Source organism: Ferdinandcohnia sp. SAFN-114 (assembly GCF_059415045.1).
Window position 1 is genome coordinate 1 of the sequence record NZ_JBPFDQ010000199.1, and the last position, 1,403, is coordinate 1,403.

Below are 1,403 nucleotides of genomic sequence, written 5' to 3' on the forward strand. Positions count from 1 at the left end.
AAACCTCTTATCCCATTTACCACATAAAAGAATAAGAGATTTCTATAAAATTAACCATATACCCGCGAAAGTGAATCCATCAAATATGATCACTTTCAAGTCCAATCAGTATTCAGTCCCACCTGGATACATAGGAAAAACCCTTAGTTTACAAGTATATGATAACCATATCTTTGTTTATTATAACACGGATTTAATTGTCCAACACCCTATTAGCCATCAAAAACTAAACTACAAACCTGAACATTATGTTGATGCATTGGCTAGAGGGCTCCCTTCTTCAACCAACATTGAGGAGTTAGCAAAGAAAAATTTAGAGGCGATTAATGAGGTGTATAAAAATGAATAGTAGTTATAGCAAACTAGTACAAAATTTAGAGTATTTAAAGTTGAAACAAATGATAGCTCATCTTGATGACACAATTGATTTTATGACTAAAAATCAATTGTCATTTACGGATACACTACTCAAACTTACGGACTATGAAATTGATATGAAAGAAATAAACATGGTGAAATCAATGGTAAAGGTAGGTGCCTTTCCACATTTCAAAGAAATTAAAGACTTTGATTTTGATTTTCAGCCTTCAATTAATAAACAGCAGATATTGGATTTCTCCACCTTACGGTTTATTGAGCAAAAAGAAAACATCGTTTTCTTAGGCACAAGTGGAGTTGGGAAAACCCATTTGGCGACCTCTATTGGAATAGCAGCTGCCAAGAAAAGGACGAGTACGTATTTTATAAAGTGTAATGATTTAATCATGAATCTAAAAAGAGCAAAACTAGAAAACCGTCTGGAAAATAGACTTAAACATTATGCGAAATATAAGCTGCTTATCATCGATGAGATTGGTTATTTGCCTATTGATGCAGAAGATGCCAAGTTGTTTTTTCAGTTGATTGACTTGCGGTATGAGCAGAAAAGTACCATTTTAACAACGAACGCTAGTTTTAAAACCTGGGGTGAGATATTTCAAGACCCCAAAATAGCCAATGCGATTTTAGATCGTGTCCTCCATCACGCAACAGTGGTGAATATTATCGGAGATTCATACCGTCTAAAAAACCATTTCGATAAAGAAAACAGCAAACAAGGAGATCGATGAAATGAATGCATTGGTGTTAACAGAAACTATAAAGTTCTTTCGCTCATACGGATTATTAATGTGATGAGAGGTTGGTTGAGGAATGGCTAGAAACTACTCCCGATACCAAAATATTTAATTTTCAAGTGTCTGAGGATGATCTTTACGATTTTAATGAATGGTGCAGATGGAAAGGTACAGCATATGAGAATGGAATAGATGATAAGACGAAAATCGCAAGATTATTAGATGAAATAAACGAACTGAAATGTGAATTATCATTATTAAAAAAGGAGAAAGAACATTTAGAAGGTA

At 33.8% G+C, this 1,403-nt stretch carries 3 protein-coding genes; all 3 read left to right on the top strand.

Features of this window, described 5'->3' with window-relative positions; genetic code table 11:
- Nucleotides 1-349, top strand: a 349-nt coding sequence (locus ACR65M_RS26875; RefSeq protein WP_440274939.1) for a Mu transposase domain-containing protein, incomplete at its 5' end; no start/stop codon positions are given.
- Nucleotides 342-1,109 carry an IS21-like element helper ATPase IstB gene (istB, locus tag ACR65M_RS26880; RefSeq protein WP_440274940.1) on the top strand — a complete coding sequence of 256 codons (768 nt, stop codon included), beginning with the start codon at nt 342-344 and terminating at the stop codon, nt 1,107-1,109. The genes ACR65M_RS26875 and istB, both read left to right, overlap by 8 nt.
- 71 nt (nt 1,110-1,180) lie before the next feature.
- A partial coding sequence (locus tag ACR65M_RS26885; protein WP_440274941.1) for a hypothetical protein occupies nt 1,181-1,403 on the top strand: 223 nt, incomplete at its 3' end.

What these genes read in the sequence shown, in the direction of transcription:
- istB (WP_440274940.1), top strand. Translation starts at nt 342, where the DNA reads ATGAATAGTAGTTATAGCAAACTAGTACAAAATTTAGAGTATTTAAAG.